At 76.0% G+C, this 3835-nt stretch carries 2 protein-coding genes and 2 pseudogenes; all 4 read left to right on the top strand.

The genetic code is table 11. The features are described 5' to 3' along the window. Positions 1 to 472: pseudogene (locus QMK28_RS33640) on the top strand (inositol-3-phosphate synthase); the annotation flags it as partial. Between the two features lie 227 nt (positions 473 to 699). Next, complete coding sequence (locus tag QMK28_RS33635; RefSeq protein ID WP_326443486.1) at positions 700 to 2106, top strand: UbiA family prenyltransferase; 1407 nt, start codon at positions 700 to 702, stop codon at positions 2104 to 2106. Next, a complete protein-coding gene (locus tag QMK28_RS33630) occupies positions 2103 to 3128 on the top strand; it encodes a sugar phosphate isomerase/epimerase family protein (protein ID WP_326443485.1) in 1026 nt (341 codons plus the stop codon). Before QMK28_RS33635 ends, QMK28_RS33630 begins: the two co-directional genes overlap by 4 nt. Next, positions 3115 to 3835 (top strand): annotated as a pseudogene (locus QMK28_RS33625) (hypothetical protein); the annotation flags it as partial. The gene QMK28_RS33630 and the pseudogene QMK28_RS33625, both read left to right, overlap by 14 nt.

The following is a 3835-nucleotide window of genomic DNA, read 5'->3' as shown; positions in this document are numbered from 1 at the left end:
CCCGTCGTACGCCCCGCCCGCGGTGCACGGACGGGCCTGGTCCGGCACCAACCTGCTCGGCGGCGGCGACGGCGCGGCCCTCGCCGACCCGGCCGCGGCGGCGGCCAAGAACGCGGGCAAGAACCGGGTGCTGGCCGACACGCTCGGCATGACGCCGGAGGGCGAGGTGCACATCGACGAAGTGCCGACCCTCGGCGACTGGAAGACAGCCTGGGACCACGTCGCGTTCGACGGCTTCCTCGGCTCCCGGATGGTGCTCCAGACCATCTGGCAGGGCTGCGACTCGGCGCTGGCCGCCCCCCTCGTCCTCGACCTGGCCCGCCTCGCCGCCCGAGCCCACGCCGTCGGCCTGACAGGCCCGCTCCCCGAACTCGGCTTCTATTTCAAGGATCCGGACGGCGGCCCCGCCGGCCTCTCGGACCAGCACCTCGCTCTTCTCGGCTTCGCCGAGCGGCTGCGGGAGGAAGCGTGACGCGGGGCGGGTTCGCGGCCCGGATGTGGGGACGGACGGTCGGGACGGATCAATCCGACAGCGTTGTCAGCGCTGCGGTCAATAGGCCGTACACCGAGCCTGCGAGTGCGCACGCGGGCGCGCGTGCGACCCCGACGGGCTTCGGTTCGGACACTCCGTCCAGCGGCTCATCCGGTACCCGCACCAGCACCCGTTCCCGTGCTCGGGCGTGGGCCGAACTCCTCCGCGTGTCAGCCGTATTCAGCGTCCCAGGCGACGCGCTGGCCGGCGCAGCGGCAGCCGGGCTCCGCCCCAACCGGCGAACCGGGCTCGCCGTCTGCGCCTCGCTGTGCCTGTACGAGGCTGGGATGGCCCTCAACGACTGGGCGGACCGCGACATCGACGCCGTCGAGCGCCCGCACCGCCCGCTCCCGTCCGGCCGACTCGCCCCTGCGGCGGCGCTCGGCGCGGCGGTCGGCCTGACGGCCGCCGGACTGGCTCTGGCCGGAGCAGCCGGCCGCGCCCCACTGATCACCGCGACCGCGCTCGCGGGCACGGTCTGGGCATACGACCTGCGGCTGAAGCAGACCGCAGCCGGTCCGGCCGCGATGGCGTGCGCCCGCTCGCTGGACCTGCTGCTGGGCGCGGTCGCGACCACCTCGGGCACGACGCGCCGGCCGGCGATGCCGCGCGGCCGTCGAGCCATGGTCGTCGCGCGGCTCGCTCCGGCGGCTGGAGGGCTCGGCGGCGGGGCACACTCCGCCGTGGCGGCGGGAGCGCGTGGTGGGAGCGCATCTGCCGGATCTGCCGCTGGAGTGTCCGGCGGGACGGTGTTTGTCGTCCCGCCTGTTGGAGGGCTCGGCGTCGGGGCGCCCGTGGCTGTGGCGGCGGGAGCGCGTGGCGGGAGCACGTCCGCCGGCTCGGCTGCGGGGGCGTCCGGCGGCCCGGTATCTGCCGCCCCGACCACCGGAGCCCCCGGCAGCAACGCATCCGCCGTCGCAACGGCCGTCACCGCTGCCCGCTCGGCGCTGCCCGCGGCGGTGCTCCTCGGTGCGCACACCTTCGCCGTCACCACCGTCTCCCGCCGTGAGGCGCAGGGCGGTTCGACGGCCCTGCCACTCGCCGCGCTGGCCGCGGTCGCGGCTATCGGTCAGGTCGTGGGCCGTGGCCGGCCAGAGCCGACAGGTGCATCGCAGCGGCAGCGCCGCGCGCGGGGCGCGTCGCGGGCTGTGCGGGGCACGGCGTACCCAGCGCGGCGCGCGCTGCAGCAGTCCGATAGCGGATACGGGTACGAATCCCCGCCCGGAGCAGGGTCGGCATCCCCCGCGGCGGGGCAGACGAGTGCCCCGCCGGGGCTCGCCCCGCGCCGATCACCATTCGCCTCCGCTCTCGGCATCGGGGCATCGTTCACGCGGCCCGCCCCGGCCGCACTGCTGGCGCTCGGCTACGCCGTCACCGCCGGCCGGCCCTTGGGGCACGCGGTGCTCAACCCCTCGCCGTACTTCCTGCAACGGGCCGTCGGCGGCGGCATCCGAGCCATGATCCCGCTCCAGGCCGCCCTCACCGCGCGCGCCGGATCGCCCCGAACCGCAGCCGTTCTGCTCGGCCTGCTGCCGATCGCGCGCCGCCTGTCCCGAAAGGTGAGCCCGACATGACACCTGGCCAGACGCCTGACGCGGGGCCCGACGCGAGGCCCGACGCGAGGCCCGACGCGAGGCCCGCGTCCCTGACCTCACCCCCGGCCGCCACCCGCCCCCTCCGCTTCGGCTACGGCACCAACGGGCTCACCGACCTGCGCCTCGACGAGGCTCTGGACCTCCTCGCGGACCTCGGCTACGACGGCGTCGGCCTGACCCTCGACCACATGCACCTCGACCCGCACGCCCCCGACCTCGCAGCCCGCACCGCCCATGTCGCACGCCGGCTCGACCGGCTGGGCCTCACGGTCGCCGTCGAGACCGGGGCTCGGTACGTGCTCGACCCCCGGCGCAAGCACTACCCCACGCTGCTCGACCCGGACCCGGACGCCCGATCGGCCCGTGTCCACCTCCTGCTCCAGGCCATCCGTGTCGGGGCCGAACTCGGGGCGCACGCCGTCCACTGCTTCAGCGGGGCGCTGCCCCCGGACACGGCCGAAGGCACCGCCTGGCAGCGGCTCGCCGACACGGTCGCACCCCTCCTCACCGCCGCCGAAGCCGCCGGCGTCCCGCTGGCGGTCGAGCCGGAACCCGGCCACCTGCTCGCCGACCTCGCTGGGTTCCACCGGCTGCGCCGCATGCTGGGTGCCCCGTCCCCGTACGTCCTCGGCCTCACGCTCGACATCGGCCACTGCCAGTGCCTGGAGCCCGCGCCGCCCGCCGAGTGCGTACGGGCCGCCGCGCCCTGGATCCGGCACGTCCAGATCGAGGACATGCGGCGCGGGGTGCACGAGCACCTGCCGTTCGGGGCGGGCGAGATCGATTTCCCGCCGGTGCTGGCCGCCCTGCGTGACACCGGCTATCAGGGGCTGGTCAGCGTCGAGTTGCCGCGCGACTCGCACGCGGGCCCCGAACTCGCCCGTACGTCACTGGGCTTCCTCCAAGCCGCCGAAGCCACCTCCCGCACGCTGCCTCCGGGACCCGCACACGCTACCGGACCCGCTCTCGCATCCACCGGAGGTTCTCGTGCCGACCGCTGACGAGCAGATGGCGGAGCTGCATGCCGCCTTACTGCCCCGGCTCAATCCGCAGGCCAGGAAGTGGCTGGCCGAAGCGCTGCTCGCCGCGACGGAGGCCGCGACGGAAGCGGCGCAGGCCGCCTCGCAGGCCGCCTCGCAGGCCGCTGCCCCCGCCGGGCAGAGCAGTGTGGCGCCCATGCCCGCCTGGGAAGTCCGGTTCGCCACCGCCGGCCGCCACTGTGGTCGGCGGTGGCTCGCGAGCGCGGTGGATTCCGGCACGCCGATGGGCGCCGTCCGCACCCCCGATGGCCCGGCGGGCAGACCGGCGGGGCGCGGCGCGGGCGCGATGGCGGCTGCCGCACAGCCGCCATCGGCGGCCGACCTGACCGCGTGGCGCAACGGAACCGGATACTCCGGCAGCGGACTCCGCCCCGAGAACCCGCGCTATGCCGCGGAGCCGCACCACATTCCCGGCGCCGACCCGAGCACGGACCAGCCACCGCCCGCGGCCCCACCCAGACGCACGGACCCGTTGGGGCGTGCGGACTCGCCGGAGCGCACGGACCTGCTGGGGCGCGCGCCCCAGCCAGGGCACACGGATCAGCCGGGGAGCGCGACCGCCGCACCGCACTCAGACACAGCCGCAGCCGCAACGGCCACCCCCGACACAGCCGCAGCCGCAACGGCCGTCCCCACCCGAAACCCCCAGTCCCCCCAGCCCGCCGCCC

This window comes from Streptomyces sp. H27-D2, from assembly GCF_035828615.1.
Lineage (GTDB): Bacteria > Actinomycetota > Actinomycetes > Streptomycetales > Streptomycetaceae > Streptomyces.
This window is presented reverse-complemented; position numbering and strand designations above follow the sequence as displayed.